32 protein-coding genes are annotated in these 26,966 nt (G+C 71.1%); 21 read left to right on the top strand and 11 right to left on the bottom strand.

Translation table 11 applies throughout. The annotated features are described in order from the left end of the window. Positions 1 to 249 precede the first annotated feature (249 nt). From AB0J91_RS07705 to AB0J91_RS07720, 4 genes are all read left to right on the top strand, one after another. Complete coding sequence (locus tag AB0J91_RS07705; protein ID WP_363865181.1) at positions 250 to 1,740, top strand: ATP-binding protein; 1,491 nt, start codon at positions 250 to 252, stop codon at positions 1,738 to 1,740. Between the two features lie 105 nt (positions 1,741 to 1,845). Then, positions 1,846 to 2,349 (top strand): flavin reductase, encoded by a 504-nt coding sequence (locus AB0J91_RS07710; protein WP_363786991.1) that lies wholly within the window; start codon positions 1,846 to 1,848, stop codon positions 2,347 to 2,349. Further along, positions 2,342 to 2,605 (top strand): hypothetical protein, encoded by a 264-nt coding sequence (locus AB0J91_RS07715; RefSeq protein ID WP_363865182.1) that lies wholly within the window; start codon positions 2,342 to 2,344, stop codon positions 2,603 to 2,605. The genes AB0J91_RS07710 and AB0J91_RS07715 overlap by 8 nt, the downstream gene beginning before the upstream one ends. Further along, positions 2,602 to 3,831, top strand: coding sequence for an amidase (locus AB0J91_RS07720; protein WP_363865183.1), 1,230 nt, complete (start codon positions 2,602 to 2,604; stop codon positions 3,829 to 3,831). The genes AB0J91_RS07715 and AB0J91_RS07720 overlap by 4 nt, the downstream gene beginning before the upstream one ends. On the opposite strand, the gene AB0J91_RS07725 is transcribed toward AB0J91_RS07720, so the two are convergent. The 4 genes from AB0J91_RS07725 to AB0J91_RS07740 all read right to left on the bottom strand — a co-directional run bounded on the left by AB0J91_RS07725 (position 3,828) and on the right by AB0J91_RS07740 (position 7,643). Next, the gene (locus tag AB0J91_RS07725) at positions 3,828 to 4,448 is read right to left on the bottom strand and encodes a response regulator (protein ID WP_363865184.1); all 621 of its coding nucleotides are present in this window, start codon (positions 4,446 to 4,448) and stop codon (positions 3,828 to 3,830) included. The two genes, AB0J91_RS07720 and AB0J91_RS07725, sit on opposite strands and share 4 nt — an antisense overlap. Before the next feature lie 72 nt (positions 4,449 to 4,520). Beyond that, positions 4,521 to 5,078 carry a nuclear transport factor 2 family protein gene (locus AB0J91_RS07730; RefSeq protein ID WP_363865185.1) on the bottom strand — a complete coding sequence of 186 codons (558 nt, stop codon included), beginning with the start codon at positions 5,076 to 5,078 and terminating at the stop codon, positions 4,521 to 4,523. Then, complete coding sequence (locus AB0J91_RS07735) at positions 5,075 to 6,379, bottom strand: MFS transporter (protein WP_363865186.1); 1,305 nt, start codon at positions 6,377 to 6,379, stop codon at positions 5,075 to 5,077. Before AB0J91_RS07735 ends, AB0J91_RS07730 begins: the two co-directional genes overlap by 4 nt. A 112-nt stretch (positions 6,380 to 6,491) precedes the next feature. Next, positions 6,492 to 7,643 carry a hypothetical protein gene (locus AB0J91_RS07740; RefSeq protein WP_363865187.1) on the bottom strand — a complete coding sequence of 384 codons (1,152 nt, stop codon included), beginning with the start codon at positions 7,641 to 7,643 and terminating at the stop codon, positions 6,492 to 6,494. A 244-nt stretch (positions 7,644 to 7,887) separates the two neighbouring features. On the opposite strand from AB0J91_RS07740, the gene AB0J91_RS07745 reads away from it, so the two are divergent. The 5 genes from AB0J91_RS07745 to AB0J91_RS07765 all read left to right on the top strand — a co-directional run bounded on the left by AB0J91_RS07745 (position 7,888) and on the right by AB0J91_RS07765 (position 12,382). After that, positions 7,888 to 8,685: a helix-turn-helix transcriptional regulator gene (locus AB0J91_RS07745; protein ID WP_363865188.1), complete on the top strand. Its 798-nt coding sequence runs from the start codon at positions 7,888 to 7,890 to the stop codon at positions 8,683 to 8,685. A 37-nt stretch (positions 8,686 to 8,722) separates the two neighbouring features. Next, entirely contained in the window at positions 8,723 to 9,838 is a 1,116-nt protein-coding gene (locus AB0J91_RS07750; protein WP_363865189.1) for an exo-alpha-sialidase, read from the top strand. Next, positions 9,835 to 10,134, top strand: coding sequence for a MoaD/ThiS family protein (locus AB0J91_RS07755; RefSeq protein ID WP_363865190.1), 300 nt, complete (start codon positions 9,835 to 9,837; stop codon positions 10,132 to 10,134). The genes AB0J91_RS07750 and AB0J91_RS07755 overlap by 4 nt, the downstream gene beginning before the upstream one ends. 96 nt (positions 10,135 to 10,230) lie before the next feature. Further along, entirely contained in the window at positions 10,231 to 11,040 is an 810-nt protein-coding gene (locus tag AB0J91_RS07760; RefSeq protein WP_363865191.1) for an MBL fold metallo-hydrolase, read from the top strand. A 136-nt stretch (positions 11,041 to 11,176) separates the two neighbouring features. Further along, positions 11,177 to 12,382 carry an MFS transporter gene (locus tag AB0J91_RS07765; protein ID WP_363865193.1) on the top strand — a complete coding sequence of 402 codons (1,206 nt, stop codon included), beginning with the start codon at positions 11,177 to 11,179 and terminating at the stop codon, positions 12,380 to 12,382. A 194-nt stretch (positions 12,383 to 12,576) separates the two neighbouring features. On the opposite strand, the gene gndA is transcribed toward AB0J91_RS07765, so the two are convergent. Genes gndA through AB0J91_RS07780 form a run of 3 tightly spaced genes read right to left on the bottom strand, consistent with a single transcriptional unit; the run spans position 12,577 to position 16,208 of the window. Beyond that, positions 12,577 to 14,016: an NADP-dependent phosphogluconate dehydrogenase gene (gene gndA, locus AB0J91_RS07770; protein ID WP_363865195.1), complete on the bottom strand. Its 1,440-nt coding sequence runs from the start codon at positions 14,014 to 14,016 to the stop codon at positions 12,577 to 12,579. A gap of 39 nt (positions 14,017 to 14,055) precedes the next feature. Beyond that, positions 14,056 to 15,060, bottom strand: coding sequence for an iron-containing redox enzyme family protein (locus AB0J91_RS07775; protein ID WP_363865197.1), 1,005 nt, complete (start codon positions 15,058 to 15,060; stop codon positions 14,056 to 14,058). Then, positions 15,057 to 16,208 carry a glutamate--cysteine ligase gene (locus AB0J91_RS07780; protein WP_363865199.1) on the bottom strand — a complete coding sequence of 384 codons (1,152 nt, stop codon included), beginning with the start codon at positions 16,206 to 16,208 and terminating at the stop codon, positions 15,057 to 15,059. Before AB0J91_RS07780 ends, AB0J91_RS07775 begins: the two co-directional genes overlap by 4 nt. Positions 16,209 to 16,328: 120 nt before the next feature. Between AB0J91_RS07780 and AB0J91_RS07785 the strand changes: the two genes are divergently transcribed. The 4 genes from AB0J91_RS07785 to AB0J91_RS07800 all read left to right on the top strand — a co-directional run bounded on the left by AB0J91_RS07785 (position 16,329) and on the right by AB0J91_RS07800 (position 17,871). Continuing rightward, entirely contained in the window at positions 16,329 to 16,982 is a 654-nt protein-coding gene (locus tag AB0J91_RS07785) for a HemK2/MTQ2 family protein methyltransferase (RefSeq protein ID WP_363865201.1), read from the top strand. Next, positions 16,963 to 17,184: a CDGSH iron-sulfur domain-containing protein gene (locus AB0J91_RS07790; RefSeq protein ID WP_363865203.1), complete on the top strand. Its 222-nt coding sequence runs from the start codon at positions 16,963 to 16,965 to the stop codon at positions 17,182 to 17,184. The genes AB0J91_RS07785 and AB0J91_RS07790 overlap by 20 nt, the downstream gene beginning before the upstream one ends. A 70-nt stretch (positions 17,185 to 17,254) precedes the next feature. Next, positions 17,255 to 17,434, top strand: a complete 180-nt coding sequence (locus tag AB0J91_RS07795; RefSeq protein ID WP_363865205.1) for a CsbD family protein — start codon at positions 17,255 to 17,257, stop codon at positions 17,432 to 17,434. Positions 17,435 to 17,544: 110 nt separating this feature from the next. Next, the gene (locus AB0J91_RS07800) at positions 17,545 to 17,871 is read left to right on the top strand and encodes a hypothetical protein (protein WP_363865207.1); all 327 of its coding nucleotides are present in this window, start codon (positions 17,545 to 17,547) and stop codon (positions 17,869 to 17,871) included. Between the two features lie 167 nt (positions 17,872 to 18,038). Here the strand turns inward: AB0J91_RS07800 and AB0J91_RS07805 are convergent, their stop codons facing one another. Next, entirely contained in the window at positions 18,039 to 18,488 is a 450-nt protein-coding gene (locus tag AB0J91_RS07805; protein ID WP_363865209.1) for an Lrp/AsnC family transcriptional regulator, read from the bottom strand. A gap of 72 nt (positions 18,489 to 18,560) precedes the next feature. On the opposite strand from AB0J91_RS07805, the gene AB0J91_RS07810 reads away from it, so the two are divergent. Together AB0J91_RS07810 and AB0J91_RS07815 are read left to right on the top strand one after the other, a co-directional pair. Next, positions 18,561 to 19,280 carry an AzlC family ABC transporter permease gene (locus AB0J91_RS07810; protein ID WP_363865211.1) on the top strand — a complete coding sequence of 240 codons (720 nt, stop codon included), beginning with the start codon at positions 18,561 to 18,563 and terminating at the stop codon, positions 19,278 to 19,280. Beyond that, on the top strand, positions 19,273 to 19,602 hold the full coding sequence (locus AB0J91_RS07815; protein WP_363865213.1) for an AzlD domain-containing protein: 330 nt from the start codon (positions 19,273 to 19,275) through the stop codon (positions 19,600 to 19,602). Before AB0J91_RS07810 ends, AB0J91_RS07815 begins: the two co-directional genes overlap by 8 nt. On the opposite strand, the gene AB0J91_RS07820 is transcribed toward AB0J91_RS07815, so the two are convergent. Next, positions 19,590 to 20,282: a GntR family transcriptional regulator gene (locus AB0J91_RS07820; protein WP_363865215.1), complete on the bottom strand. Its 693-nt coding sequence runs from the start codon at positions 20,280 to 20,282 to the stop codon at positions 19,590 to 19,592. The two genes, AB0J91_RS07815 and AB0J91_RS07820, sit on opposite strands and share 13 nt — an antisense overlap. A 129-nt stretch (positions 20,283 to 20,411) precedes the next feature. Between AB0J91_RS07820 and AB0J91_RS07825 the strand changes: the two genes are divergently transcribed. The 6 genes from AB0J91_RS07825 (at position 20,412) to AB0J91_RS07850 (ending at position 25,155) form a co-directional block, all read left to right on the top strand. Then, on the top strand, positions 20,412 to 21,632 hold the full coding sequence (locus tag AB0J91_RS07825; protein WP_363865217.1) for an NRAMP family divalent metal transporter: 1,221 nt from the start codon (positions 20,412 to 20,414) through the stop codon (positions 21,630 to 21,632). 8 nt (positions 21,633 to 21,640) lie between these two features. Then, on the top strand, positions 21,641 to 22,402 hold the full coding sequence (locus AB0J91_RS07830; protein ID WP_363865219.1) for a 5-oxoprolinase subunit PxpA: 762 nt from the start codon (positions 21,641 to 21,643) through the stop codon (positions 22,400 to 22,402). Further along, positions 22,402 to 23,013 (top strand): 5-oxoprolinase subunit PxpB, encoded by a 612-nt coding sequence (gene pxpB, locus AB0J91_RS07835; protein ID WP_363865221.1) that lies wholly within the window; start codon positions 22,402 to 22,404, stop codon positions 23,011 to 23,013. Before AB0J91_RS07830 ends, pxpB begins: the two co-directional genes overlap by 1 nt. Then, entirely contained in the window at positions 23,010 to 23,861 is an 852-nt protein-coding gene (locus AB0J91_RS07840; RefSeq protein ID WP_363865223.1) for a biotin-dependent carboxyltransferase family protein, read from the top strand. The genes pxpB and AB0J91_RS07840 overlap by 4 nt, the downstream gene beginning before the upstream one ends. 10 nt (positions 23,862 to 23,871) lie before the next feature. Next, on the top strand, positions 23,872 to 24,648 hold the full coding sequence (locus AB0J91_RS07845; protein ID WP_363865225.1) for a putative hydro-lyase: 777 nt from the start codon (positions 23,872 to 23,874) through the stop codon (positions 24,646 to 24,648). Positions 24,649 to 24,732: 84 nt separating this feature from the next. Beyond that, entirely contained in the window at positions 24,733 to 25,155 is a 423-nt protein-coding gene (locus AB0J91_RS07850; protein WP_363787050.1) for an acyl-CoA thioesterase, read from the top strand. Between the two features lie 5 nt (positions 25,156 to 25,160). On the opposite strand, the gene AB0J91_RS07855 is transcribed toward AB0J91_RS07850, so the two are convergent. Continuing rightward, entirely contained in the window at positions 25,161 to 25,334 is a 174-nt protein-coding gene (locus tag AB0J91_RS07855) for a hypothetical protein (RefSeq protein WP_363787052.1), read from the bottom strand. A gap of 96 nt (positions 25,335 to 25,430) precedes the next feature. After that, positions 25,431 to 26,855 (bottom strand): cytochrome P450, encoded by a 1,425-nt coding sequence (locus AB0J91_RS07860; protein ID WP_363865227.1) that lies wholly within the window; start codon positions 26,853 to 26,855, stop codon positions 25,431 to 25,433. Positions 26,856 to 26,966: the final 111 nt, after the last annotated feature.

Below are 26,966 nucleotides of genomic sequence, written 5' to 3' on the forward strand. Positions count from 1 at the left end.
CGAGTAGGGGAATCCTTCAGGTGTTACATCGAGAATCCACCTGCGTGGCGGTGCGGGTGGGGGAACCTGAGCGGCTTCGTGGACTCCGCGCGCCACGACTTATGTATCCCCCTTACCCCAGGGGTGGACATCGGCGTCGCGGCGTGCTCGCCACGAAGCCGCTCAGAACCCCCGGCGGTGCGAGCGTCGAGAGTGGTCACCAGAAGGAGAAAGTGGCTCCGCCACTTCGACAGAACCTAGTCTGGCCCAATGGTGGTCGACTCGCAGGCGCCCGAACTGGTGGATTCCGACTTCGTCGCGATGATGCGCGCCTCCCACCTGTGCGTGCTGATCCACGACGCGGCGACCAAGAACATCCTGTGGGCGAACCCGGCGGCCTGCGCGCTGCTGGAGTGGAGCGTCACCGAGCTGCGCCCGCTGAAGGCCAACCACATGAGCAGCTCCGCCCAGCAGTACGACCGGGTGATCGGTAGGGCGTGGCTGCACGAGGCGGTCGAGAAGGGAATGAGCCGCATCGAGTGGCACTACCGGTCCAGGTCGGGCCGGGTCATCCCCACCGAGGCGATAGCGGTGCGCGTCGAACTTGCCCAGGGACCTGCGGTGATGGTGCAGTTCCGGGACGTCGAGCGGGAGCAGCGCGTGGAGCGCGAGCTGCGCCAGACCACCTCCTACGTCGACGCGCTGGCGCGGCACACCTCGACGGTCGCGTTCATGCTCGACTCGGCCGGTGCGATCCGCTTCGCCACCGACACCGCCCTGGCGCACCTCGGCCTGTCGGGTGATGCGGATCCACCCGTCGGACTGCTGCTGGAGTCCCACGCCCGGCTGCGCCGCGACGGCACCGAGGTCAGCTGGGAGCAGGCGGCGGCCGCCGCCGACCCGGTGGAGCCGGTGCGGCTGGAGATCCCGGGAGCCGACCCGGTGACGCTCGAAGGGAGCCTGGAGCGGCTGCGCGACGTCGACGCGTTCCTGATGATCCTGCACGACGTCTCCACCCGGGTCCGCGGCGAGGAGCGGCGCGAGCTGGAGCTGCGCCACGAGAACTACCTGGCCCGCTACAACGCGATGGGCGACATGGCGATGGCCATCGCCCACGAGCTCGGCCAGCCGCTGGCCGCGGCGGCGAACTTCATCGCCGGGGTGCACGCCCGCGCGCAGGTGCTGGAGACCTCCGGGCAGGTTCCCGAGGGCACGACCGGGCAGCTCGCGTACGGCCTGGACAGCGCGAACCGCCAGATCGATCGGGTCTCGGCGATCGTCAGCGCACTGCGATCGTTCGTCGGCCACCTCGAACACGTCGAGCAGGTCGCCGACCTCAACGCGGTGATCGACGAGTGCCTCTACTTCGTGCGGCTGCGCGCCGCGGCCGTCGGCGTGGAGGTCGAGGTGCGGTTGAGCGACCAGCCGGTGCCGGTGCGCTGCGAGCGGGTGCTGACCGGTCAGGTGGTGCTCAACCTGTGCTTCAACGCCATCGACGAGATCGTCGAGGGCGACGCCGAGCAGCGGCGGATCGAGCTGGTCACCGAAACCCGGGACGAAGGCGGCACCGTGACCGTCGCCGACCGGGGCCGGGGCGTGCGCAAGGACGTGTTCGCCGAGTCGTTCACCAGCAAGGAGCACGGCAGCGGCATCGGGCTCGCGCTCAGCTACCGCATCATCAACCGCCAGCACGGCTCCATCTGGTGCCGGCCGCGAGAAGGCGGCGGCTCGGTGTTCGGCTTCTCCCTTCCCCCGGCGTAGAAGACCGCTCTAGGGGAAAGCTTCAGGCCGCGCCGGGGAATCCTCGATACCCGCGGGCCCGCCGGCGGCCGTAGTTTCGAGAGGAACCAGCGGGGAGGAGGCACCGTGGCGGATCTGACGCCCGCCCAGCGCGAGTTCCGCGCGGCGATGGCGAACCTCTCGGCCGGGGTCAACATCGTCACCACCGACGGCCCGCGCGGCCGCGCCGGCATCACGGTCAGCGCGGCCTGCTCGGTCACCGACGACCCGCCGACCATGCTGGTGTGCGTGCACCGATCGAGCCACGCCCACGACGTGCTGGCGGGCAACGAGCGGGTCTGCGTCAACGTCCTCGGCTCCGGCCAGCAGGACCTGGCGCTGCGGTTCGCGGGCGCGACCGGGCTGCCGATGCACGAGCGGTTCGCCGGAGCGGTCTGCGACTTCGCGGAGGTGCCCGTGCTGCGCGACGCCGCCGCGTCGGTCATCGGACACCTCGGCCAGGTGCGCCCGCAGGGTTCGCACTCGGTGATGTTCGTCGAGGTCGAGCGGGTGATCACGCGCTCCGGCAGCGGCGCTCTGGTGTACTTCCAGCGGGAGTTCCACAGCCTCGCGGGAGCACATCGTGGATGACCGGAACATGACGTTGACCTGCTACAACGACACCCACGGCTACGGCTGGCGACACGTGGACCTGTTCGTGCACGACGCCTCCGGCCGCGAGGTCGAGTGGGTGCACTGGCTGGTCGCCGCCGACGGCCCCGCCGCAGCCGACGCCGCCACCGCCGAGGTGGAACCGCTGCTGCGCCGCACCTCGCCGTGGCGGCACGGCGTCAGCGCCTCCGGCATGGACTACTGGGTCGCCGATGCCGAGTGGGAGCGACCGTGACGCTGTGGAACCCGTGGTCGTTGCGCGAACTGGTCACCGACCTGGCCGCCGGGCGCACCACCCCGGCCCAGGCGCTGGAGCGCAGCCGCAGCAGGATCGCCGCCACCGATCCCGTCCTGCGGGCGTGGGTCGAGCACCTGTCCGAACCCGCTCTCGCGGAAGGTCCGCTGCGCGGAGTTCCGCTGGCGGTCAAGGACATCATCGACGTCGTGGGAGCGCCGACCCGCTGCGGTTCGGCGCTGCGCGCCGACGCCCCACCCGCGACCGCCGACGCCGCGATCGTGCGGGCGTGGCGGGCCGCCGGGGCCACGCCGATCGGCAAGACCGTGACCACCGAGTTCGCGTTCTTCTCCCCGGGCCCCACCCGCAACCCGGCAGCGCCCGAGCGCACCCCGGGCGGGTCGTCCAGCGGATCGGCCGCGGCCGTGGCGTCCGGGCAGGTCCCGCTCGCGCTCGGCTCGCAGACCGCCGGCTCGGTCACCCGGCCCGCCGCGTTCTGCGGCGTCGCTTCGCTGGTGCTCGGCCGCGGCAGGTTCCCGACCGATGGCGTCGTGGGCCTGGCACCGAGCCTGGACTCGCACGGCGTGTTCACCGCCACGGCAGGCGACCTGGCCCTGGCCTGGTCGGCGCTCACCGGCACCCCGGAACCGCCGCCGAACCGCGCACCTCGCCTGCTGCGCTGGAACGCGTCCCCGCTGGGCGTCGACGACGCGATGAGCGCGGCGCTGGAAGCCACCTGCGCGACCCTCACCGACCGAGGCGCGGTGGTCACCGCCTTCCCGGAGGAACAGCTCATCGCCGAACTCACCGAAGCTCACCCGGTGGTCATGGCCTACGAGGCGGCGCGGGAACGCGCCGAGGAACTCGCCGCGGCCGACGAGCTCAGCGATCACCTGGCCACTCTGCTGCGCACCGGGGCGGCCACCACCGCCGCCGAGTACGACGAGGCCCGGCGAGTCGTCGTCGAGGCGAACCGGCGCCTGGAGCGGCTCACCGAATCCAGCGACGCCATCATCGGTCCCGCCGCCCCGGGACCGGCTCCACGCGGACTCGACGCGACCGGTGACCCGGTGATGAGCCGCGCCTGGCAGGCCCTCGGCCTCCCGACGGCCGCGGTCCCAGGCCCGCGCGACGAGACCGGGTTGCCGCTGGGGATCCAGCTCATCGGCCACCGCAACGGCGAAACCGCTTTGCTGGCAACGGCCAGAGGTCTCGAAGCGGGTTAAACGTCCACTCCGTGCTGGAGGAGGTCCCGGACGAGCGTGCCCAGGCTCTCGGATACGGTCTTGGCCTTGATGCGGGCCCGGTGCACGTCAACGGTCTTCACGCTCGTGCCCAGGTCGCGGGCGATGAGCTGGCTCGACCGCCCGTCCACGACCAGCCGCAGCACCTCCCGCTCGCGCGGCGTCAGCGAGGCGACCCGCCCGCGCACGCGCAGCCGCTCGGCGTGGGCGGCGAAGCACTGCTCGGCCTCGCGCAGCTGGTCCTGGACGACGTCGAGCATGCGCTGCGGCTCGTAGGGCTTCTCCAGGAAGTCCACCGCCCCCAGGCGCATCGCCCGCACCGACATCGGGATGTCGCCGTGCGCGGAGCAGAAGATCACCGGCGCCGGGTACTCGCGTTCGGACAGCTCCTCCTGCAGCTGGAACCCGCTCAGGCCCGGCATCCGGACGTCCACGATCACCACACCGGGCTCGCCGGGGTCGAACTCGGCGAGGAACCCGGCGGCGTCCGGGTAGGTCAGGGCCTGAACGCCGACGGTCTGCAGCAGGAACACCAGCGACCGCCGATGCGCCTCGTCGTCGTCGACGATGTGCACCACCGGCGTGGCAAGCGTCGTCATCGTCCCTCCAGGCGAACCAGGGGAAGGTCCAAGACTAGGCAGCAGCGCCCGGGTCGGATAGGTCCGTTGGCGTCAAGAGTCCCGCAGCAGCACCGAGGTGTTCGGGTGGTCGGAGGCGAACCGGTCGGGAAGGGGAGCGACGAACACGTTCTCCGTGCGCGTGCGGGTGATCTTCCAGCCTTCGGGTTCCCGGCGGAAGGCGTTGTTGAGCCGGCTGGAGCGCAGGACACCGCTGCCGTCGTCGAACAGCCAGGGCTGCACGTGGATCCACAACCCGGTGGCCTGATCACCGCGCACGTGGATCTGCTCGGAGGTCAGGTAGTGCGCGTTGAGCAGCAGCGCCGGGTCCCGCTCCCGGCTCCAGAACCGCTCGAAGTGCGCCCGGATCGCCGCGTGCCCCTCGGCACGGCCGAACTGGCCGTCGTGGTGCTCACCGACGCCCTCCCAGACCGCGTCGGAGGCGTAGAGCTCCATGATCGCGTCGATGCGCTCGGCGTCGTCGCGCACCGCGAACTCGGGGCACGGGGAGTCGCACAGGAACATGTAGCGGGCCTGGATGCGGCGGATGTCCGCCTCGGCCTCCAGGACCTCGATCCGCCTGGTCAGCGCGGCGATGGTCGACTCGGTCATCGGGCTCCTCTCGTGCGCGCGGGCGCGGTTTCGGGCAGGCGGAGCAGGCACAGCAGGGACACCAGCAGACCGGCGGCGATGTACCAGCCGACCGAGGTCGAGCTGCCGGTCACGGCGATCAGGCGGTTGGCGATCATCGGCGCGAAGCCGCCGCCGAGCACGCTGCCGATCTGGAACGCCAGACCCACTCCGGACTGCCGCTGCTCGACGGTGAACAGCTCCGAGTAGTAGGTCAGCAGCGGTCCCCACAGGAATCCACCGATGGTGAACCCGATGATCACCGCCAGGCCCACGGCGAACGGCGTGCCGATGTCGGCGATCCGGAACATAACCAGCGCGTACACCAGCGCACCCACCGCACCGGAGATCATCACCGGTCTTCGGCCCACCCGGTCCGACAACCAGCAGGCCAGCACGATCGTGATCGCGTGGCACAGCAGCCCGATCATGCTGCCGATCACGATCGGCTGACGAGGCAGCGCGAGTCCCTGCGGCTCGGCGGCCGTGGCGTAGGACAGCATGAACGTCGCGAGGATGAACATGTTGGCGTTCAGCCCCAGGTTCACCCCCGCGGCCAGCAGCAGCCGCCTCCAGTCCTGCCGGAACACCGCCAGCAACGGCACCTCGCGGTCGCCGGCCAGGGCGACGAACTCCGGTGTCTCGTCGATGCCGCGGCGCGCCCACACACCGAGCGCCAGCACGAATCCGCCGATCAGGAACGGCACGCGCCAGCCCCAGGCGATCACGGTCTGCATCGGCATCAGCAGCACCAGCGCGAACGCCAGGTTGGCCAGCAGCTGTCCGAGCGGGGAGCCCATCGTCGCGAACGACCCGTACAGCCCTCGCCGGTGCGGCGGTGCGTGCTCGACGGCCAGCACGGCGGCCCCGCCGATCTCCCCGCCGCGCGCCAGACCGTGCAACATGCGCAGCCCGATCAGCAGCAGCGGCGCGGTGATGCCGATCGCCAGGTAGGACGGCAGCACGCCCATCAGCAACGTCGAGGAACCCATCACCACGAACGTCAGCTGCAGCGAGAACCGGCGCCCGTAGCGGTCGCCGATCCACCCGAACAGCAGCGCCCCCAGCGGGGTGAGCAGGAACCCGACGGCGAAGGTCGCCAGTCCCAGGAACGAGCCGAACCACTCGTCGCCGCTGATGAAGAAGATCTGCCCGAACACCAGGGCCGCGGCCGTGCCGTAGATGGCGAAGTCGTAGAACTCCAGCGTGGAACCGACCCCGCTGGCCAGGCCGATCCGTCTGACACCGGCGCGCGAGGCGCCGTTCTCACTGAGCACGGGCATGGCGAGTCCTGTCGGTCGAGGAGACGGACGCGTCCGCGTTGTCGCTCAACGCTAGGGACGGCCCCGAGACCCCGCCATTGGAGATTTCCCGACCTGGGACTAGGGGAATCCCTTACCGCAGCGCCGCCGCGCGGATCGCCAGAAGCAGTGGCAGCGAGCCGGATTCCCGGAGCGGCTGCGGAAGACTGGGCGCCTCCAGGACGTTGGTGGCCGCGCGGAGCTCGCGGCTCATCGTCGCAAGATCGATGTCGACGAAGTCGAGCTCCGAGCCGGGAATGTTGTTGCTGGACACCGAGAGGAGCGTGATGCCGAAGAACTCCGGTTTCGCACCGCGGTCCATCCAGCGCGCGAAACCCGTGAGCTCGGTTCCGGCGACGGAACCCCCGGCCAGCCCGGTCTCCTCGCGCAGTTCGCGCTCCATGCCGGCGACCAGCACCTCGGCCAGGTCGCGGCGGGGCGAGCCGTCGGCGGTGACCAGGTCGCGCGGCTCCAGCGAACCGCTGCCCGAGGGATCGCCGTTGCCGACGATCAGCAGCAGTCCGTCGGTGGTGAACGCCAGCGTCGACACCCCCACGACGTCGGCCAGCTCACCGGCGTCGAGACCCCGCAACCGACCCGAGGTGTCGGTCAGCAACCTCCGCCGCGGATCGAACTCCGCGCCGGTCTCCCGGTCGGTGATCCGCATCCCGCACAGCTCGTTGGAGCACTGGAAGTCGAAGTAGCGCGTCCGGTGCAGCCGAACCTCGGCGTCACCGCTGCCGGGCAGCGGGTCCGAACGCAGACCCACCACGGGACCGTTGAACAGCGGCCGCTCCGAGGAGCGCAGGGCCGGCAGGTGGGGGGCGGTCGCGCGCAGCTCCGGCGCCGGCCGGTACGCCTGCTCGGCGATCCGCACCTCGAAGCGGCGATCCCGGACGGCGCGGTCGATCTCGTCGCTGAGCAGCGCCGTCCCGAGACCGGGCAGGTGGCTGTAGACGGCGGCGGGGTAGGAGGCCGGAACACCGATCTCGGCGTGCGGGAACGGTTCCGCGGCGGGGGAGAACTCATGACCCGACCAGCGACGGCGCCGCCCGCGCAGGCCACCGGTCAGCGCGATCACGCCCAGCACCAGCGCGATCAGCGCCAGCGCGACGCCCACCGCGACCGGCAGCACCACGACCGCACCGAGCAGCACTCCCAGCGCCACGAGCAGCAGCGGCCACTCGCGCACCAGGTACCACGCGTAATCGGACCTGGACCGGACTCGCCGCACCAGATTCCGCACGCCCACTCCCCGAACTCAAGATCAAACCCGATCACCCTAACCCAGCCGAATCTCAACCCGACGCCGAATCCGAATTGCCGAGTTCGCGGCTCAAGATCACCGGCGCTCGTTTCGAATTTCGCGCGAAATTTGAACGCCGCGTTCCGCCGTCGAATTTCGCGCGAAATTCGAATCCGGATTGTCGGGTCTGGGCGGTACCGTCGCGCTCGTAGGCTGGGAAGGGGCCGATCGGGGGTAGTCGGAGATGCCGGATGTCGCAGTCGAGGCCGCGTGCTTCATCGCGGGTCATGCCGGGGAGCCGATCACCCTGGCCGACGTCGCCGACCACGTCGGCTACAGCCCGTTCCACCTCGCCCGCGCGTTCGAGCGCGCCCACGGTCAGCCACCCGGGAGGTTCCTGGCCGCGCACCGCTTCCAGCGGGCGAAGCGGCTGCTGCTGGAGACCGACGAACGCGTCAGCGACATCTGCTGCGAGGTCGGCTTCAGCTCGGTGGGAACGTTCACCCGCCGCTTCACCGCCGAGATCGGCCTGTCCCCGGTGAGCTTCCGCAGGTTGCCCGACCTGCTCAGCGACACCCCTCCGCGCCCGGTGCTGGTACCCGGTGACGACGACTCGGGCGGCGTCGTCACCGGCCAGGTCCACCTCGCCACCTCGGCGCGCATCGCGCTCGGCGGCGCCGCCGCCATCTACGTGGGCCTGTTCGCGCGGCGAATCCCGCGCGGCGTTCCGATCGTCGGGGCGCTGCTGGACGAGCGGGGGCGCTTCGCGCTCACCGGGATCCCGCGGGGGACCTACTGGGTGCTGGCGACCGCCTTCTCCGCTCGGGCCGACCACGCCCAGCAGCTGGTTCCCGGCTGGAACGTCGTCGGCGCCTCACCCGCACCGCTGGTCATCGGCCCCGCCAGGCTTCCGGAGCACCGCGAGATCACCCTGCAGGTCGTGCCGCCGTGGTCGGCCCCGGTGCTGGTGGCGTTGCCGCCGCTGGCCGCCCCGATTGCGCAAGATCGGAGAAGACAAGCCTTCGGAGCGGGCCTACCTTGAGCTTGACACCAGCCGTGACCAGCGCAGGGAGCCACTCATGAGTCGTGTCCGAGTCCTCGTCGGCACCCGCAAGGGAGCTTTCATCCTCACCGCCGACGGCAAGCGCGAGTCGTGGGAAGTCGACGGCCCGCACTTCGGCGGCTGGGAGCTCTACCACCTCAAGGCCTCCAAGGTCGACCCCGACCGCCTGTTCGCCTCCCAGTCCATGGGCTGGTTCGGGCAGCAGATCCAGCGCTCCGACGACGGCGGCCGAAGCTGGCAGCCGGTCGACAACCACTTCTCCTACGACGGAACGCCCGGCACCCACCTCTGGTACGACGGGACGCCGAGACCGTGGGAGTTCACCCGGGTGTGGCACCTGGAACCCTCGGCCACCGACCCGGACACCCTCTACGCGGGCGTCGAGGACGCGGCGCTGTTCCGCACCACCGACGCCGGCCGCAGCTGGCACGAGCTGCCCGCGCTGCGCGAGCACGAATCGGCGCCGAACTGGCAGCCGGGCGCGGGCGGCATGTGCCTGCACACGATCATCCAGGCACCGAACAACCCCGACCGCTTCTACATCGCGATCTCGGCGGCGGGCGCCTTCCGCACCGATGACGGCGGCAAGTCCTGGCGGCCGATCAACAAGGGCCTGAACTCCGGCCAGATCCCGGACCCGGACGCCGACGTCGGCCACTGCGTGCACCGCCTCGCCATGCACCGCGACCGTCCGGACGTGCTGTTCATGCAGAAGCACTGGGACGTGATGCGCAGCGACGACGCGGGCGAGTCCTGGTACGAGATCAGCGGTGACCTGCCCAGCGACTTCGGGTTCCCGATCGACGTTCACGCCCACGAGCCCGACACCGTCTACGTGGTGCCGATCCTCAGCGACGAGCAGCACTTCCCGCCGGAGGGCAAGCTGCGCGTGTACCGCAGCCGGGTCGGCGGCAACGAGTGGGAACCGCTGACCAACGGCCTCCCGCAGGAGAACTGCTACGTCAACGTCCTGCGCGACGCCATGGCCGTCGACGAGCTGGACGACTGCGGGATCTACTTCGGCACCACCGGCGGCGACGTCTACGTCTCGCCCGACTCCGGCGACACGTGGCGGCCCATCGTCAAAAACCTGCCCTCGGTCCTGTCGGTGGAGGTGCAAACTTTCCCATGATCCGCATCCTGCTTCCCGCGCACCTGCGCACGCTGGCGAAGATCCCCGAGCACGAGGTGGCCGTCGAGGTCGACGGCATCCCGACGCAGCGCCTCGTCCTCGACGCCCTGGAGGCCCGCTACCCGGCGCTGCGCGGCACGGTCCGCGATCACGACACCAAGAAGCGGCGCGCGTTCATCAGGTTCTTCGCCTGCGAGCAGGACCTGTCCAACGAGCCGCTCGACGACCCGCTGCCCGAAGAGGTCGCGGTCGGCAAGGAGCCCTACATGATCATCGGAGCGATGGCCGGAGGCTGATCGCCCAGAAGCCGCGGCGCAGCCGCAGGGAAGCGGCGGGTTCCGTTACGCGCAGCGCTGAACGGAAGCACCCCGCAACGGATCTAGGGTGGTGGAATGAGGGTTCACCACCTGGATTGCGGCCCGATGCGGCCCTTCGGCGGACGGTTGATCGATGGCGAGGGCTCGGTGCTGCGCCGAGCGCGGATGGTGTGCCACTGCCTGCTGATCGAGACCGACAGCGGATTGGTGCTGGTCGACAGCGGTTTCGGCACCGAGGACTCCGACCCGGCGCGAACCTCGCTGCCGAAGGCGTTCCGGTTGATGATGAACCCGCAGCTGGACCCGGCGACCACCGCCATCGCGCAGGTGCGGCGGCTCGGGTTCGACCCGGCCGACGTGCGGCACGTCGTGCTCACCCACCTCGATCTCGACCACGCGGGCGGCCTGCGGGACTTCCCGCAGGCGAAGGTGCACGTCCACGGCCCCGAACTGCGCGCGGCCACCGGCGGTTCGGACATGCGCTACCGCAAGGCGCAGTGGTCGCACGGGCCCGACTGGGTCGTCCACGAGGACCGATCGGGAACGGACTGGTTCGGGTTCGAGGCGGTGCGCGAACTCGACGGCCTGCCCGAGGAGATCCTGCTCGTCCCGCTCGGCGGCCACACCACCGGTCACGTCGGGGTCGCCGTGAACGCGGGCGCGCGGTGGTTGCTGCACGCGGGCGACGCGTACTTCTGGCACGGGGAGATGTCCCGGCCACCGCACTGCCCACCCGCGCTGCGCGCGTTCCAGCGGTCGATGGCGGTGGACAACCGCGCGCGGCTGAACAACCAGAGCCGACTCCGCGACCTCGCAGGCGAGATCGACGTCATCTCCGCCCACGACCCCGTCGGCTACGACGGCCACGTGCGCGGTTCGAGCTGACGCTCCGGCTCTTCTCGACGGAACCGGGATGGCGGCTGGTGCGGATCGGTGAACGCGGCCGTGGGGCGGCTTGATTCCCGGAATTGGTTTGACCGCTCGACGGCGGCGCCCGCAGACTGGTGCGCGGTCTGGATCGATGCTGGGGGTTGTGGTGGCGGTCGAAACGCGCGCCGATTCCGGTGTGCTGCGTGCTCGCAACGCTGTTGCCGTGGTGTTCGCGGTCAACGGGTTCTCGATGGCCAGCTGGATGTCGCGGCTCCCGGAGGCGCGCGACGCGCTGTCGGTGTCGCCGGGGGAGCTGGGCAGGTTGCTGCTGGCGATCTCCGTCGGTTCGATCCTCGCGCTGCCGCTGGCGGGTGCCCTGGTGCACCGCTTCGGCGCCCGCGCGACCATCACCGGCGCTGCCGTGCTCGACGCCGTCGGAGTGGCGCTGGCGGGCACCGGTGCCGGGGTGTTCGGCGACGTCTGGGTCACCGCTGCGGGCCTGTTCGCGTTCGGACTGGGCACCGGCGTGTGGGACGTGGCGATGAACATCGACGGTGCTGCGGTGGAACGCCGGATCGGCCGCACCATCATGCCGCGCTTCCACGCGGGTTTCAGCCTCGGCACGGTCATCGGAGCCGGGGTGGGGGCGGCCTGCGCGGGGCTGGGCGTGCCGATCGTGGTGCACCTGGTCGGGGCGGCGATCCTGGTTTCGGTGGTCCCGGCGTTCGCGGCGCCGTCACTGCTGCCCGCGCACGACGACGAGGGCAAGGAGTCGCCCGGCGGCGGAATCGTTCGCGCCTGGGCCGAACCGCGAACCCTGCTCGTGGGGTTGATGGTCCTGGCGATGGCGCTGACCGAGGGAACCGCCAACGACTGGCTCGGCGTGGCCCTGGTCGACGGCTACGACCTCCCGCCGTGGCTCGGCGCGGTCGGTTTCGCGGTGTTCCTCAGCGCCATGACCGCCGGCCGCGTGGTCGGCACGATCCTGCTCGACCGCTTCGGCCGCACGAAGGTCCTCTGGGCCACCATGGGCACCGCCGGGATCGGCGTGCTGCTGGTGGTCTTCGGAACCTGGCTCCCGCTGGTGTTCTTGGGTGCCGCGATCTGGGGAATCGGAGCGTCCCTGGGCTTTCCGGTGGGGATGAGCGCGGCCGCCGACGATCCGGTCCGCGCGGCTGCGCGCGTCAGCGTCGTCTCCACCATCGGCTACACGGCGTTCCTCGCAGGGCCGCCGCTCCTCGGCTACCTCGCCGACCACGTCGGCACGCTGCACGCCCTGCTGCTGGTGGCGGCCCTGCTGGTCCCGTCCGCCCTGGCCGTTCCGGCCGCGAGGCCGCCGGCGCACGAGCCGGGCTAGGCCGGTACGGCAATTGCCTTGCGCACCGGGGCGGGTGGCAGAACCTGAGCGATTCCGTGGACTCCGTGCGCCACTCCTGATGTGTTCCGCTTGCCCAGGGGTGGACATCGGCGTCGCGGCGTCCTCGCCACGAAGCCGCTCAGAACCTGCGGCGGTGCAGGTTGAGTCCCACACCTGAAACAGTCGAACAGCCTCTATGCCTCGACCTCGGAGCGGTCGCCGCCCCACAGGGTGTGGAAGGTGCCTTCCCGGTCGGTGCGGCGGTAGGTGTGGGCGCCGAAGAAGTCCCGCTGTCCCTGCGTGAGAGCGGCCGGGAGACGTTCAGCGCGCAGCGCGTCGTAGTAGGCGAGGGCGGCGGCGAAACCCGGTGTGGGGACGCCTTGTTCGGTGGCGGCGACGAGCACCGCGCGCCAATCGTCCTGGGCCTCGGCGATCTCCTCGGCGAACTCGTCGTCGGAGAGCAGGCTCGGCAGGTCGGGCCGGTTGTCGTGAGCCGCGCGGATGCGGTCCAGGAACGCCGCGCGGATGATGCACCCACCGCGCCAGATCGCGGCGATGGCACCGAGATCCAGCCGCCAACCGTACTCGGCGCTGCCCGCGGCGATCTCGTGGAACCCCTGCGTGTAGGACACGATCTTCGACGCGTACAGCGCCTGCTCGACCTTGTCGGCGAACACCGCCGCCTCGGCGTCCCCGAGCGGTCGCGGAGCGGGCCCCGCCAAGCCGCGGGACGCCTTCCGCAGCGCGGTGTGCCCGGAAAGCGAGCGGGCGAACACCGCTTCGGCGATGCCCGAGACCGGAACGCCCAGTTCCAGCGCCAGTTGCACCGTCCAGCGCCCGGTTCCCTTCTGCTCGGCCTGATCGGCGACCACGTCGACGAACGGTTGCGCCGTCGCAGCGTCCACGTGGGACAGGACTTCGGCGGTGATCTCGATCAGGTAGGAGTCCAGCCTGCCGGTGTTCCACGCGCGGAAGATCCCGGCGATCTCCTTCGGCGGATAACCGGCGACGTCCCGCAGCAGCTGATACGCCTCCCCGATGAGCTGCATGTCGGCGTACTCGATGCCGTTGTGCACCATCTTCACGAAGTGCCCGGCCCCGTCCGCGCCCACGTGCGTCACGCACGGTGCGCCGTCGGCGGCCTTGGCGGCGATCTTCTCCAGCATCGGGCCGAGCGAGGCGTAGGACTCCGCGGAACCACCGGGCATGATGCTCGGACCGTGCAGCGCGCCTTCCTCCCCACCGGAGATGCCGGTGCCGACGAAGTGGATGCCCTGCTCGCGCAGCTCCTGCTCGCGGCGGCGGGTGTCGGCGAAGTGCGCGTTGCCGCCGTCGATGATCACGTCGCCGGTGTCCAGCAGGGGCGCGAACTCGCGGATCACCGCGTCGGTGGGGTCACCGGCCTTGACCATGATGACCAGTCGTCGGGGCCGTTCGAGCGCCGCCACGAAGTCCTCGGCGGATTCGGCCGGAACGAACGTGCCCTCGTGCCCGAACTCGTCGACGAGCTCGCGGGTTCTGGCGGGGGTGCGGTTGTGCAGCGCGACGGCGTAGCCGTTGCGCGCGAAGTTGCGCGCCAGGTTGCGGCCCATGACCGCCAGTCCGCTGACTCCGATCTGCGCTGTTGTGCTCATTCGCGTGACTCCCGTGGTGACGTCGGTTCTCGGCGGGGCTCAGCTGGTCGCGGCGGGTTCCGGCACGTCGAGCGGTCGCAGCAGCGAGGTCTCGTCGCGGCCCCAGGCGCTCAGCAGGTGGTCGGCGAGCCTGCCCTCCAGGAGTTCGGTGGCCCGGACGCCGAAGACGACGTCCTCGGCCAGCCGCGGTTCCCGATCGAGCAGGTCGCCGATCACGTCCCGGCGCATGACCTGCTCGTGCACCGCGTCGGCCTCGACGTGCTCGGTGAAGAAGTGGACGCACTCCGGCGCCGCCCCGAGCCTGTCCAGGGCCTCGGCGAGGCGTTGCGCGCTGGGTGCCGTGCTGATCTCGGCGGCGGCGAAGTGCCCGACGAGCGCACCGCGCAGTCCCCGGTGCAGACCCAGCAGCGACATCAGGTTGACGATGGCGATCTGCGGCGCGGGCACCACGTCCAGGTAGTGCAGGTGGTCGGCGGACAGCCCGGCGCCGGTCAGCAGGTCGGCGAAGAGCTGGGCGTGGACCCGTTCACCGCGCCCGCCGCCGAACTCGTCGAACTCGACCGCCACCAGCGACGCCTTCGCCTGGCCCTGGAGGCGCGGGATGACCCACGCGTGCGGATCGGCCTCCTTGAGGTGGTAGATCGAGCGGTGCGCGAAGTACTCCCGCACCTGCCACCACTGCCCGCGGTCGCGCAGGTGGTGCGAGACGCCGTTGCCGGGCACGGGTTCCACCAGCAGCTCGTCGAGCACGCCCGTGACGTCGTCGGAGGCATCGGTGCCGGCACGCAGCGCGTGCAGGAAGACGCGTTCGAGCTCGCCGCGCAGGGCCAGCAGTCCCGGGTCCCACTCCCACTCCGGCGAGACGTCGTCGAACCCGCGGTAGTGCAGCTCGTAGCAGGTGTGCAGGGCGATCGCGAGGTCTTGGCCCCAGGGATCGCAGTCGTGCGCCAGCTCCGGGGGTGGCGCGGGGGCCGGGGGTTCCCGGCGGAGCGTGGCGGTGACCGCGGCGGACAGCGGGCCGCGCGGTTCCGGCAGGCTGGTCATCGCGCCCCCCTCTCATCGCGGGTGACTTGAAGTGCTCCGAGCAGTGCCCGATCACCTCGGGCGGCCGCGGTGCGCTGCCTGCGGGCGCCGGTCCCGCAGTGCAGCAGTCCGGCGATGAGCTTGCGGACCGTCGCCAGATCGCGGGTCTCCTCGAGTTCGGCCGCGGCCCACCGGATCATGCGGTGCACGAGTTCGGCGGACCGCACGCGACGTCGCCCCACCAGGTCGATGCCGGGCCCGTCGAGTCCGTGGCGGGCTGCGGTCCACACGGCGGCCTGCTCGAGTCGCGGATCGAACTCCGGTGCCTCGCGGCCGGCGTCGAGCTCGCGCTGCGCGGTGCGCACCAGGGCCCTGGTCACCACGGCCTGCAGCAGCGCCTCACCCACGGTGGTGGCCGCGTCCGCGACGCGCAGCTCGACCGTCGGCAGGTGCGGTGACGGCCGCGCCAGCCAGAACGACATGGCCTCGTCGACGAGCACTCCGCACTCGATCAGGCGCGCGACGTGCTCGTCGTGCTCGGCCGCCGAGCGGAACCGCGGCGGGATTCCCCAGCCGGGGAACCGGCTTTGCTGCACCGCGCGCCAGCTGTCGTGGCCGGTGTCGGTGCCGAGGTGGAACGGCGAGTTCGCCGACATCGCCAGCAGCGAGGGCAGCCAGCGGCGCAGGTGGTTGATCACGGCCACGGCCTGTTCCCGGTCGGGCACGCCGACGTGCACGTGGCAGCCGCAGGCCTGGTAGTCGGTGACGACCGCGCGGTAGGCCTCGGCGATCCGGGTGAAGTGCGTGCCGGGTGAGATCGCGCCCGGTTCGCCCGGGAACGGCGGTGTCCCGGACGAGATCAGCGCCAGTCCTTCCGCCTGCGCCGCCCGGCTCATCCGCTCGCGGGCGGAGCGCAGCTGCGCGCTCAGCTGCGCCGAGGAGGTGCACACGCCGGTGGCGGCCTCGGTCTGGCTGGTCATCAGTTCGGGGTGGAAGCTGTGCTGCGGATCGACGTCGGCCACTCCGGCCAGGACCGCCGGACCCCGTCCGGACGAAGCACCGGTCTCCGGGGCCACCACGAGGAACTCCTCTTCGACACCGAGCGTGCGGGAGGGTTCGGTGGCCTGTTCGACCGCCGGCTCGGTGTTCTCGACCGCGGGAGTGTTCACCGGCGAGCTCCTCCCCGTGCCTGCGAACCGGGCTGCATGGCGTTGCTTTCCCTGGTGAGGGCGTGGGCAAACCTCCGAGCTCGTGGTTTGCGGCTCGGCCGGGGGCGGAAACCTGTTGCCATGAGATTGCTGAGGACCTCGGCTGTTTACCGGCCGCAGGGCGACACCTGGCTGCTGGCGCGGGCATTGGGTGACGCCGGGATCGAGCCGGGCAGCAGGGTGCTCGACGTGGGCACCGGTACCGGCGCTCTGGCGCTGGCAGCGGCGCGGACCGGCGCTCGCGAGGTGACGGCCGTGGACGTCTCGATCGCGGCGGTCGCGGTGGCGGGCCTCAACGCCTGGCTGCGCGGCTTGCCGGTGCGCGCGGAGCGGGGCGATGCGCTGGCGCGCGACTACGCCGATCCGTTCGACGTGGTGCTGGCCAACCCGCCCTACGTCCCCGCGCAGGGTTCCGGGCCACCGCGAGGCGCCGCGCGGGCTTGGGACGCCGGGTACGACGGTCGCGCGGTCATCGACCGGCTGTGCGTTCGCGCGCCCGAGCTCCTGGGCGGTGGCGGGACGCTGCTGCTGGTGCAGTCCGACCTGGCCGACGTGGAAGCGACGCTGGCGCGGCTGCGCGCCGGGGGTTTGAAAGCGGCCGTGGTGGACCGCCAAGCGCAGGCGTTCGGTCCGGTTCTCGACGAGCGCGCGGCCGTGCTGGAGGAGCGCGGGCTGATCCGGCGCGGACAGCGCTGCGAGGAACTGGTGGTGATCCGTGCGGACCGGCCCCGCTGACCCCGACCGCAGGCGGGTCACCGTCGTCCCCGGCGGGCCGGTCCTCGTCGAAGGCCCGGTCCGGCTGGTGCTGGAGGACGGGACCACAGTGGATTCCGACCGGTTCGTGGTCGCCGTCTGCGCGTGCCGCCGCAGTCAGAACTACCCCTTCTGCGACACCAGCCACCGCCGCAAGGTGCGCGAGGGGCGACCGCCGCGTTGAACCACTGGGCGTTTCGCGAGCAGGGCTTCCGGGTAGGCCGTGGTCTCCCGAGGATGAGGAGGGTGTTCAGATGTCTGCGATGGACAAGGCCCGCCACAAGGTGGAGGAGGCCGTGGGCAAGGCCAAGGAGAAGCTCGGCAGTGCCACGGGCGATCGCAGTACCGAGGTCGAGGGCAAGACCGAGCAGACCAAGGGCAACCTCAAGCAGGCCGGTGAGAACGCGAAGGACGCCTTCCGCAAGGACAGGTGACTCCCAGCGCCGGTCCGAGAAGTCCGCGCGACTCAACCGGTTTCCCCTCGGCGGGGGCTGATGGCGAGCCCCCGCCGAGTCACGCCCGAAATCTCCCGAGGAGGCTCCCGATGCAGGAGCAGGACTTTCCGCTGCCGGACTACGACCAGCTGTCGACGGGGTCGTTGCAGCACATGATCCGATCGCTCGGTCAGGACGAGCTGACGCGCGTGCTGGAGTACGAGCAGGAGCACAACGACCGCCCGCAGGTCGTCGAGATGATGCGGCAGCGGCTCGACGAGCTCCGCAGCGGTGCGCAACCCGCCGCGGGGGAGCACCGCGCTGAACCGGCCGAGGCGCAGAACTCCGCGAAGGGTTCGCCGGTGACTCCCGCCGGGGCTCCGGAACCACTGCATCCGCTGCGGCACGGCAACCACGACCGTCCCGGCTCCACGTAGACCGAGAGGGCCCGCTGACCAGGAAATTCGCGCCCAAGGCGAGGTTGGGGCCATCAGCGGCGCAGTCCCGCGTCCGCCGCGGGGGAGCGGCCCGACCGGCCTAAGCGCCGCCCTGATCACCGCCGAGCAGACCGGCGACCGCGACTGACCCCGGATGCCCGCTGAGGTCAGTCGCTCGTCTTGAGCTTCTTCATGATCATGTGGGAATCGACCCTGGCCACCGCGCGCAGCGCCATGAGCTTCGTCGTGAGGAAGGTTTCGAAGGTCGCCGAGTCCTCCACGGCCACGCGGATGAGGTAGTCGGGGCGGCCGAAGAGGCGGTGGACCTCGACCACCTCGTCGTAGGCGGTGATGGCGCCTTCCAGCTCCTCGACGGTCTGCAGGTCGTTGATGCTGATCTCGACCGAGACCATGACCTCGAAGCCGCGGCCGGTGGCGACCGGGTCGATGCGGGCGCGGTAACCGGTGATGATCCCCTCGGACTCCAGGCGCTTGACCCTGCGCAGGCACGGTGCGGGCGTGAGGCCGACCCGCTGAGCGAGTTCGACGTTGGTCAACCTGCCGTCCTGGCTCAGATGAGACAATATTGCGCGATCTAGGGCATCTATCGACATCATGTTGCTCTCAGGGTCGGAAACGAGGAACGCACGGCAACCACATTACTTCGTTCGCCACCTAAAATTGCAGCCATGCCTCCCGTTCTGGTCGCTGAGACCGCTTCCTCCCCGCGCGCCGACCTGCGGGGTGCCCTGCGCGATTCGAGCTCCGTGGGGCTCGCGATGATCCCGCTGGGAATGGCGTTCGGACTGCTCGTGGCGCACGCCGGTCTGACCTGGTGGTGGGCGACGGCGTTCGCCGCCCTGATCTACGCGGGTTCGCTGGAGTTCCTGCTCATCGGTCTCGTCGTGGCCGCCGCGCCGCTGGCGCACGTCGCGGTGACGGCGCTGCTGGTCAACTTCCGGCACGTGTTCTACGCGCTGTCGTTCCCGCTGCACCGAGTCCGCAGCCGAATCGGCAAGGCGTACAGCACTTTCGCGCTCACCGACGAGGCGTACGCGCTGTCGACCGGACCCGCGGCGCAGGAGTGGAGCGGCAGGCGGATCGTGTGGTTGCAGGTGCTGCTGCACCTCTACTGGGTCTCCGGCGCGACGCTGGGCGCGCTGTTCGGGGCGCTGGTGCCGTTCCGGCTCGACGGTCTCGACTTCGCGCTCACCGCGCTGTTCGTCGTGCTGGCCATCGACGCTTACCGGGCGCGTCGCAGCGTTCCCGTTCCGGCGCTGGCGATGATCTGCGCGCTGGTGAGCGCGCTGCTGTCCCCCGAGCAGATGCTGCTGGTCTCCTTAGGACTGTTCACCGCCTGCCTGCTGGCGAGCCGAATCCTGTTGCGGAAGAAGGACGTCGATGCCTGACCCGATCCACATCGCCGGAGCGGTGGCCGTGTCCGCCGCCGTCACCTGGGCGTTGCGGGCGTTGCCGTTCGCCGCGCTCGCACCGCTGCGCAGCAGCGCGACCGTGCACTTCCTCGGCGCGCGGATGCCGGTCGGCGTCATGGTGATCCTCGCCGTCTACACGCTGCACGACACCCGGGCCACCGCGTACGCGCCAACCGCGCTGTCGCTGGCTGCGACGATCGGGTTGCACCTGTGGAAGCGCAACCCGGTGCTGAGCATCCTCGGCGGGACCGCCGTCCACGTGCTGCTGACCAGCGTGGTCTTCGCTCAGTCCTGGTAGGTGCGGTAGGCGGCGACGAGCTGGGTCTCGGCGGCGTCGAAGTAGGCGTCGAGCTTCTCCGCCGCCGCCTCCCGGTGTCCCGCGGTGAGCAGATCGGCGATCTCCCGGTTGAACCCGAGGTAGGGCTTGTGGAACTCCTCCGGGCGCGACATGACGTGGAAGGCCAGGCGCAGCTCGGCCAGCAGCTGACGCATCGTGTCGTTGACCCGGGGGCTGCCCGCCAGCGCCGCCAGCGCCTCGTGGAAGCGCATGTTCGCCGTGCCCACGTCCCACCAGCGCTCCTCGGCCGCCGCGCGCTCGCCGTCGCTGACCGCGCGGTCGACCGCCGAGACCAGGTCGGGGTTCTCGCCGCGGCGCACGGCGCTGGTCTCCAGCAGGCGGCGGATCCGGTAGAGGTCGATGACGTCCTCGGCGGAGAGCACCCGGACGAACACGCCGCGGTGGAACTCGTGCACCAGCAGCCGTTCGTGCACCAGCAGCCGGAAGGCCTCGCGCAGCGTGTTGCGGGAGACCGCGAGGGCCTTGCCCGCGCTCTCCTCGGACAGCCGGGTGCCGGGGGCCAGGGCGCCGTCGATGATCCGCTGCCGCAGCACGTCGGCTACCCGCTCGGCGGTGCTGGTGCGGTCGAGCAGGGCCCGGTCGGCCGCCAGCAGGTCAGCCCACGGATCGGTCGCGGTCAAGCCGGCTCTCCTGTGCAGTAGGTGCAGGTGATCAACAGTTTAACGGGAAAGTTCCAAACGGGGTATTGCGGGATTGTTGAACAATTCTCTATGTTGTTCCGAACCACAGCCACGCGGGATCGGAGTGCCATGACCGAGACGAGCACACCCCGGCAGAACGGATCGAAGGGGAAGCGCAGCACGCTGCTCGGCGCGGTGTTCCTGATGGCCACCAGCGCCATCGGGCCCGGGTTCATCACCCAGACGACCCAGTTCACCATCCAGCTCGGGGCCGCCTTCGCCTTCGCGATCCTGGTGTCGATCCTGGTCGACATCGCCGTCCAGCTGAACGTCTGGCGGGTCATCGGCGTCTCCGGCATGCGCGCCCAGGACCTGGGCAACAAGGTGCTGCCCGGCCTCGGCTACGTGATGGCCGCCCTGGTGGTCTTCGGCGGGCTCGTCTTCAACATCGGCAACATCGCGGGCACCTCGCTGGGCCTGGACGCGCTGTTCGGGCTCGACGCCAAGATCGGTGGCACGCTGTCCGCGGTGATCGCGATCGGCATCTTCCTCAGCAAGCGCGCGGGTGTGGCGATGGACCGCATCGTCGTGGTGCTGGGGATCGTGATGATCGCGCTGACCGCCTTCGTCGCCTTCTCCTCCGCACCTCCCGTCGGCCAGGCTCTTGTGCAGGCCGTGTGGCCGAGCGAGGTCGACTTCCTGGCCATCACCACGCTCATCGGCGGCACCGTCGGCGGCTACATCACCTACGCCGGGGCGCACCGGCTGGTCGACGCCGGGGTGACCGGACCGGACCAGATCGCCGACGTCAGCCGCAGCTCCGTGGTGTCGCTGCTGGTCACCGGCGTGATGCGGCTGGTGCTGTTCCTCGCGGTGTTCGGCGTGGTCGCCGGTGGCGTCGCGCTCAGCTCGGCCAACCCGACCGCGGAGGCGTTCCAGCACGCGGCCGGTGAGGTCGGGCTGCGGCTGTTCGGCATGATCCTCTGGGCGGCCAGCATCACCTCGGTCGTCGGCGCCGCCTACACCTCGGTGTCGTTCCTGGTCACCTTCTCCCGCTCGCTGGAGAAGGCCCGCAACTGGCTGGTCGTGGCGTTCGTGGCGATCTCGACGCTGGTGTTCGTGCTGCTGGACCAGGCACCCACCACACTGCTGGTGCTGGCCGGTGCGCTCAACGGGCTGATCCTGCCGGTGGGCTTCGGCGTGCTGATGTTCGTGGCGGCCCGGCGCGGCGACCTGCTCGGCGGCTACCGCTACCCGCGCTGGCTGCTGGTGGTCGGAGCGGTCGCCTGGCTGCTGACGGTCTACCTGGGCGTCAACTCGGTCGGCGGCATCGCGGCGCTGTGGAAGTGAGGACGACGATGGATCTCAACGCTGACCTGGCCGAAGGTTTCGGCCGCTGGGAACTCGGCGACGACGAAGCGCTGCTGGGCGTGGTGACCAGCGCCAACGTGGCCTGCGGCTTCCACGCCGGAGACTCCGTGGTGATCCGCGCGGCGGTGACCCGCGCCGCCGAGCGGGGCGTGGCGGTCGGCGCGCAGGTCGGCTACCGGGACCTGGCCGGGTTCGGCCGCCGGTTCATCGACGTGCCACCGCGCGAGCTGACCGACGACGTGATCTACCAGATCGGGGCGCTGGCCGGGTTCGCCCGCGTGGCCGGCACCGAGGTCGGCTACGTCAAGCCGCACGGCGCGCTCTACAACGCGATCGTGCACCACGCCGAGCAGGCCGCGGCCGTGGTCGAAGCGGTCCGCTCCTACGACCCGGGGCTGGCCGTGCTCGGCCTGCCCGGTTCGGAGTGGCTCGCCCAGGCCGAGCAGGCCGGGTTGCGGACCTTCCGCGAAGCCTTCGCCGACCGCGCCTACACGCCCGAGGGCACCCTCGTGTCGCGGCGCGAACCCGGCGCGGTGCTGCACGACCCCGAGGAGATCGCCCAGCGCTGCCTGAAACTCGCCGCGGGCGAACCGATCCGGGCCGTCGACGGCAGCGAGATCCAGGTCCGCGCCGACTCCATCTGCGTGCACGGCGACAGCCCCGGAGCGGTCGCCATCGCCCAGGCCGTGCGCGACCGGCTCAGCGGCGCCGGCGTGGTGCTGCGGCCGTTCGTGGCGGGAGGGAGCTGATGCGCTTCCTGCCCTGCGCCGACTCGGGACTGCTGATCGAACTGGCCGATCTGCAGGAGGTGCACGCGCTGTACGCGGCGCTCGCCGACGCACCGCCCGAAGGCGTCATCGACCTCGTTCCGGCGGCGAGAACGCTGCTGCTGCAACTGGATCCGCAGCGGTCCGACGTCAAGGCGATCGAGGCCGCGGTGCGGGCCGTCGAACCGCGCGGAGGACTGCGCGAGGAGAGCGAGCAGCTGGAGGTGCCGGTGGTCTACGACGGCGCCGACCTCGCCGAGGTGGCCCGGCTGACCGGACTCACCGAGCGCGAGGTCGTCGACAAGCACACCGGAGCGGAGTGGAAGGTCGCCTTCGGCGGATTCGCACCGGGTTTCGGCTACCTCAGCGGCGGTCCGCAAGACCTCGTGGTTCCGCGCCGGTCCGAGTCGCGCACCGCCGTTCCCGCCGGAGCCGTGGGGCTGGCGGGCGCGTTCAGCGGCATCTACCCGCGGGAGTCGCCGGGCGGATGGCAGCTCATCGGGCACACCGACCTGCAGATTTTCAGCATCGACCGCGATCCGCCCGCGCTGCTGCGCCCGGGTGTGCGAGTGCGGTTCCGGGAGATCGGATGACACTGGAAGTCCTGGCCACCGGCCCGCTCGCCACCGTTCAAGACCTCGGCAGACCGGGCCTGGCGGGGATCGGCGTGGGCACCTCCGGTGCCGCCGACGCCGCCTCGCTGCGGCTGGCGAACCGACTGGTGGGCAACGACGAGAACACCGCCGCCATCGAGGTCACCTTCGGCGGACTCGCCGTGCGCCCCACCCGCGACGTGACCGTGGCGCTCACCGGAGCACCGTGCCCGATCGCGGTCGACGGTCGAGGCGCCGCCGCGAACGCGGTGCTGCGCGTGCCCGCCGGTGCCGAGCTGCGGCTCGGCGTCCCGGAGATCGGATTGCGCAGCTACCTCGCGGTGCGCGGCGGCATCGACGTCCCACCGGTGCTGGGCTCGCGCTCCACCGACGTGCTCTCCGGCCTCGGCCCCGACCAGCTCCGGCCCGGCGCCGCGCTGCCGATCGGTGCGCCGCCGTCGCGGTTCCCGGTCGTGGACATCGCGCCCGTCGCCGGTCCCGCCGAGGAGGTCGTGCTGCGGGTCCAACCGGGTCCGCGCGCCGACTGGTTCACCGACGAGGCGCTGGAATCGCTGATCAGCGCGCCGTACGAGGTCACAGCCGAGAGCAACCGGGTCGGCATGCGCCTCGACGGACCGGTGTTGGAGCGCAGCCGGACCGAGGAACTGCCCAGCGAGGGCATGGTCGCCGGCGCGCTGCAGGTGCCGCCGCTGGGCACCCCGACGCTGTTCCTGGCCGACCACCCCGTCACCGGTGGATACCCGGTCATCGGCGTGGTGCTGGCCGTCGACGTGGCCAAGGCCGCGCAGGCGCGACCCGGCCAGCACGTCCACTTCCGCTGCATCTGAGGAGGCCACGATGTCGAAGGACATGTCACCCGAGCAGGCTCGGGAATCGTTCCGCGGTGGGCTGCGCGTGCCGACCTCGGGTTTCAGCGCCGGTTGGACGCAGGCGAACCTGATCTCGCTGCCGCGCGAGCACGCCTACGACTTCCTGCTGTTCGCCCAGCGCAACCCCAAGTCCTGCCCGGTGCTGGACGTGACCGAGCCGGGCGAGACCAGCGCATCGATCTTCCGGGGCGATCTGCGCACCGACCTGCCCGGCTACACCGTCTACCGCGATGGCGAACTGGTGGAGGAGCGCGCCGAGGTCGTCGACCTGTGGCGGGAGGACCTGGTCAGCTTCCTCGTGGGGTGCAGCTTCACCTTCGAGGCCGCGCTGCTGGAGGCCGGCGTCCCGGTCCGGCACATCGAGGCCGGCAGCAACGTGCCGATGTACCGGACCTCCCGGCAGTGCCGACCGGCCGGAGGACTGTCGGGGCCGCTGGTGGTGTCGATGCGTCCCGTCCCCGCTGAACAGGTCGCCACCGCCGTGCGGGTGACCTCCCGCTACCCGGCGGTGCACGGGGCCCCGGTGCACGTCGGTTCTCCGGAGGCCCTGGGGATCACCGACCTCGACGCACCCGACTTCGGCGAGGCCGTGGAGGTCCGCCCCGGTGAGGTCCCGGTCTTCTGGGCCTGCGGGGTCACGCCGCAGGCCGCGGTCATGCAGTCCAAGCCGCCGTTCGCCATCGGTCACGCCCCCGGCCACATGGCCATCACCGACGCCCGAGACAGCGACTACCAGGTCCCGTAACCCCGGCGGGTGGGATCGTGGGCGGCCTGCGATCCTCGTCATGATTGCGACACCGACGCGGTGACCTCTGCTTACCGTGGGCTCGTGACTTTTCGCATTCCGCTCCAGGTCCGCAGCTACGAGCTCGATGCGCTCGGCCACGTCAACCACGCCGTGTACCACCAGTACGGCGAGGTGGCGCGGGTCGCCGGGTTCCAGGCGGCCGGGGTCGACTGGGACGGGCTGGTCGCCCAGAAGCTGTCGCCGGTGCTGCTGAGCACCACGGTGAACTTCCGGCGCGAGCTGCGCGCCAACGAGCACATCGAGGCGTCCTGCGAGGCGAAGTTCGGCTCCGGGAAGTCCTTCCACCTCGACACGGTGATCACCAAGGCCGACGGCACGATCTCCGCCGACGTCACCTGCGTGCTGGGCCTGATGGACCTCGAAGCGCGCAAGCTCGTCGCCGACCCCAGGGGCGCGCTCGAAGCGGTCGGCTTCGACGCCGAGGCGCTCGCCCCGGGGGCCTGAGCGGTTCAGCGCTCGGTGTTCGCCGAGGTGCGCCGACCGGGCAGTTCGAAGGCCAGGATCCGGCGGGCTGCGGCCGCGGCATCGCGGTCGAGCCGCCGCCAGTCGTCGTAGGGTTCGGCCTGCGCCCGCAGCGGGGCGAGGTTCTTCAGCAGGATTCGGGTGTTCGTCTCAGCGCTCATCGTTCGGCTTCCCGTCAACGGGGTGTCTCCCCACTGGAGTTGATCGCCGAGCGACGGTCCGGAATTAGCCGGAAGTAGCGCAGACCACGTCCGAGGTCACCGCATCACCGAGCCGATCTCCACCGCGCCGCCCCGCCCGGGGATCATCGTGACGTTGCGGTGCACCGGGCGCTCCGGCGCCGAATCGATCGCGCTCAGGTCGGTGCGACGGGCGATCTCCCTGGTGAGGATGCGCATCTCCTCCATCGCCAGAGTCGCGCCGAGGCAGCGCCGGTCACCGCCGCCGAACGGAATCCACGTGTTGGAGCCGGGTTTCACGCCGACGAACCGGTCCGGGTCGAACCGGAACGGGTCGGCGTAGAGGTCTTCGCGGTGGTGCAGCGAGAGAACTCCGATCAGCACCCGCGACCGCTCCGGCACGACCCGGTCGCCGAACCGCCAGTGGGACATGACCCGCCTGCCCAGCATCGGGATCACCGGGCGCACCCGCATCGCCTCGTGGATCGTCGCGTCGACGTAGCCGCCGTCGTCCTCGGCGCGGGCCGCGTCGCGGAGCCTTCCGTAGGACTCGGGGTGCCGCACCAGCCGCTCGAACGCCCAGCCGATGGAGTTCGCGGTCGTCTCGTGCCCGGCCAGCACCAGCGTCAGCAGCTCGTTGCGCAGCTCGCCGTCGGTGAGCCCGGTGCCCTCGTCGTCGCGGGCGTCGAGCAGCAGCGACAGGATGTCGTGCCGCTCGCCGGGCACGTGCGCGGCGCGGCGCTCGGCGATCACCGCCAGCATCGCGCGGTCGAGGTGCGCCAGCCCCCACTTCTGCACGCCCACCGGCTCCGAGCTGCGCATCGACACCAGCTCGCTGACCCGCGCCAGCGGGCTCACCGACAGCGCCAGCATCTGCCGCAGCCGCCTGCGCAGCAGCTGCTCGGACTCGCCGGAGCGGTAGTCGATGCCGAACACCCCGGACATGATCACGTCGAGGGTGACCTGCTGCGCCGAGTCGGCGAGCCGGATCCGGGCGCCGGGCTGCCAGCCGTCGATCTCGCGGGTGGTGGCGTCGAGGATCTGCTCGCGGTAGCGGGCGATCGCCTTGCCGTGAAACGGCGGCATCAGCAGCTTGCGCTGCCTGCGGTGCCGGTCGCCGGTCGCGGTCAGCACCGACTCGCCGACGATGGGCCGCAGCTGCGATTGGCCGGCGGTGGACGGCGCCAGGGCCGGGCCCGCGGTGAACAGCGACTTCACGTGGTCGGGGTGCGAGGTGATGGTCAGCGGCCGCTTCTCCAGCAGCGTGTTGACGCGGAAGACGTCCCCGTGGAGCCGGGTTCCCTCGAACAGCACGCGCCCCTGGTCGCGGCCCAACCTCAGGGTCTGCAGCAGCGGTCCGGAGCCGTGCAGCGGTGGCAGGTCGCCCAGCGCGTCGGCGGGTCCGGCGGGCGACGGTGCGAGCTCCCCGGACCCGGTCGGTGTCGCGGACTCCCACCAGCGGCGGCGGTGCTCGCTGGGGGACGTGGCGGTCGAGGTCGTCATGACCGCAACGCTATCGGCGAGTGACCGCGCCCACATCGTGCTGCGGGCCCGGTTCCACCTCCTACCTGAGGAGGAGTCCGCGACGATTCCGGTGCGCCGGGCGGCGTTCTA

The organism is Saccharopolyspora sp. NPDC049357 (assembly GCF_040677225.1).
Classification (GTDB): Bacteria; Actinomycetota; Actinomycetes; order Mycobacteriales; family Pseudonocardiaceae; genus Saccharopolyspora.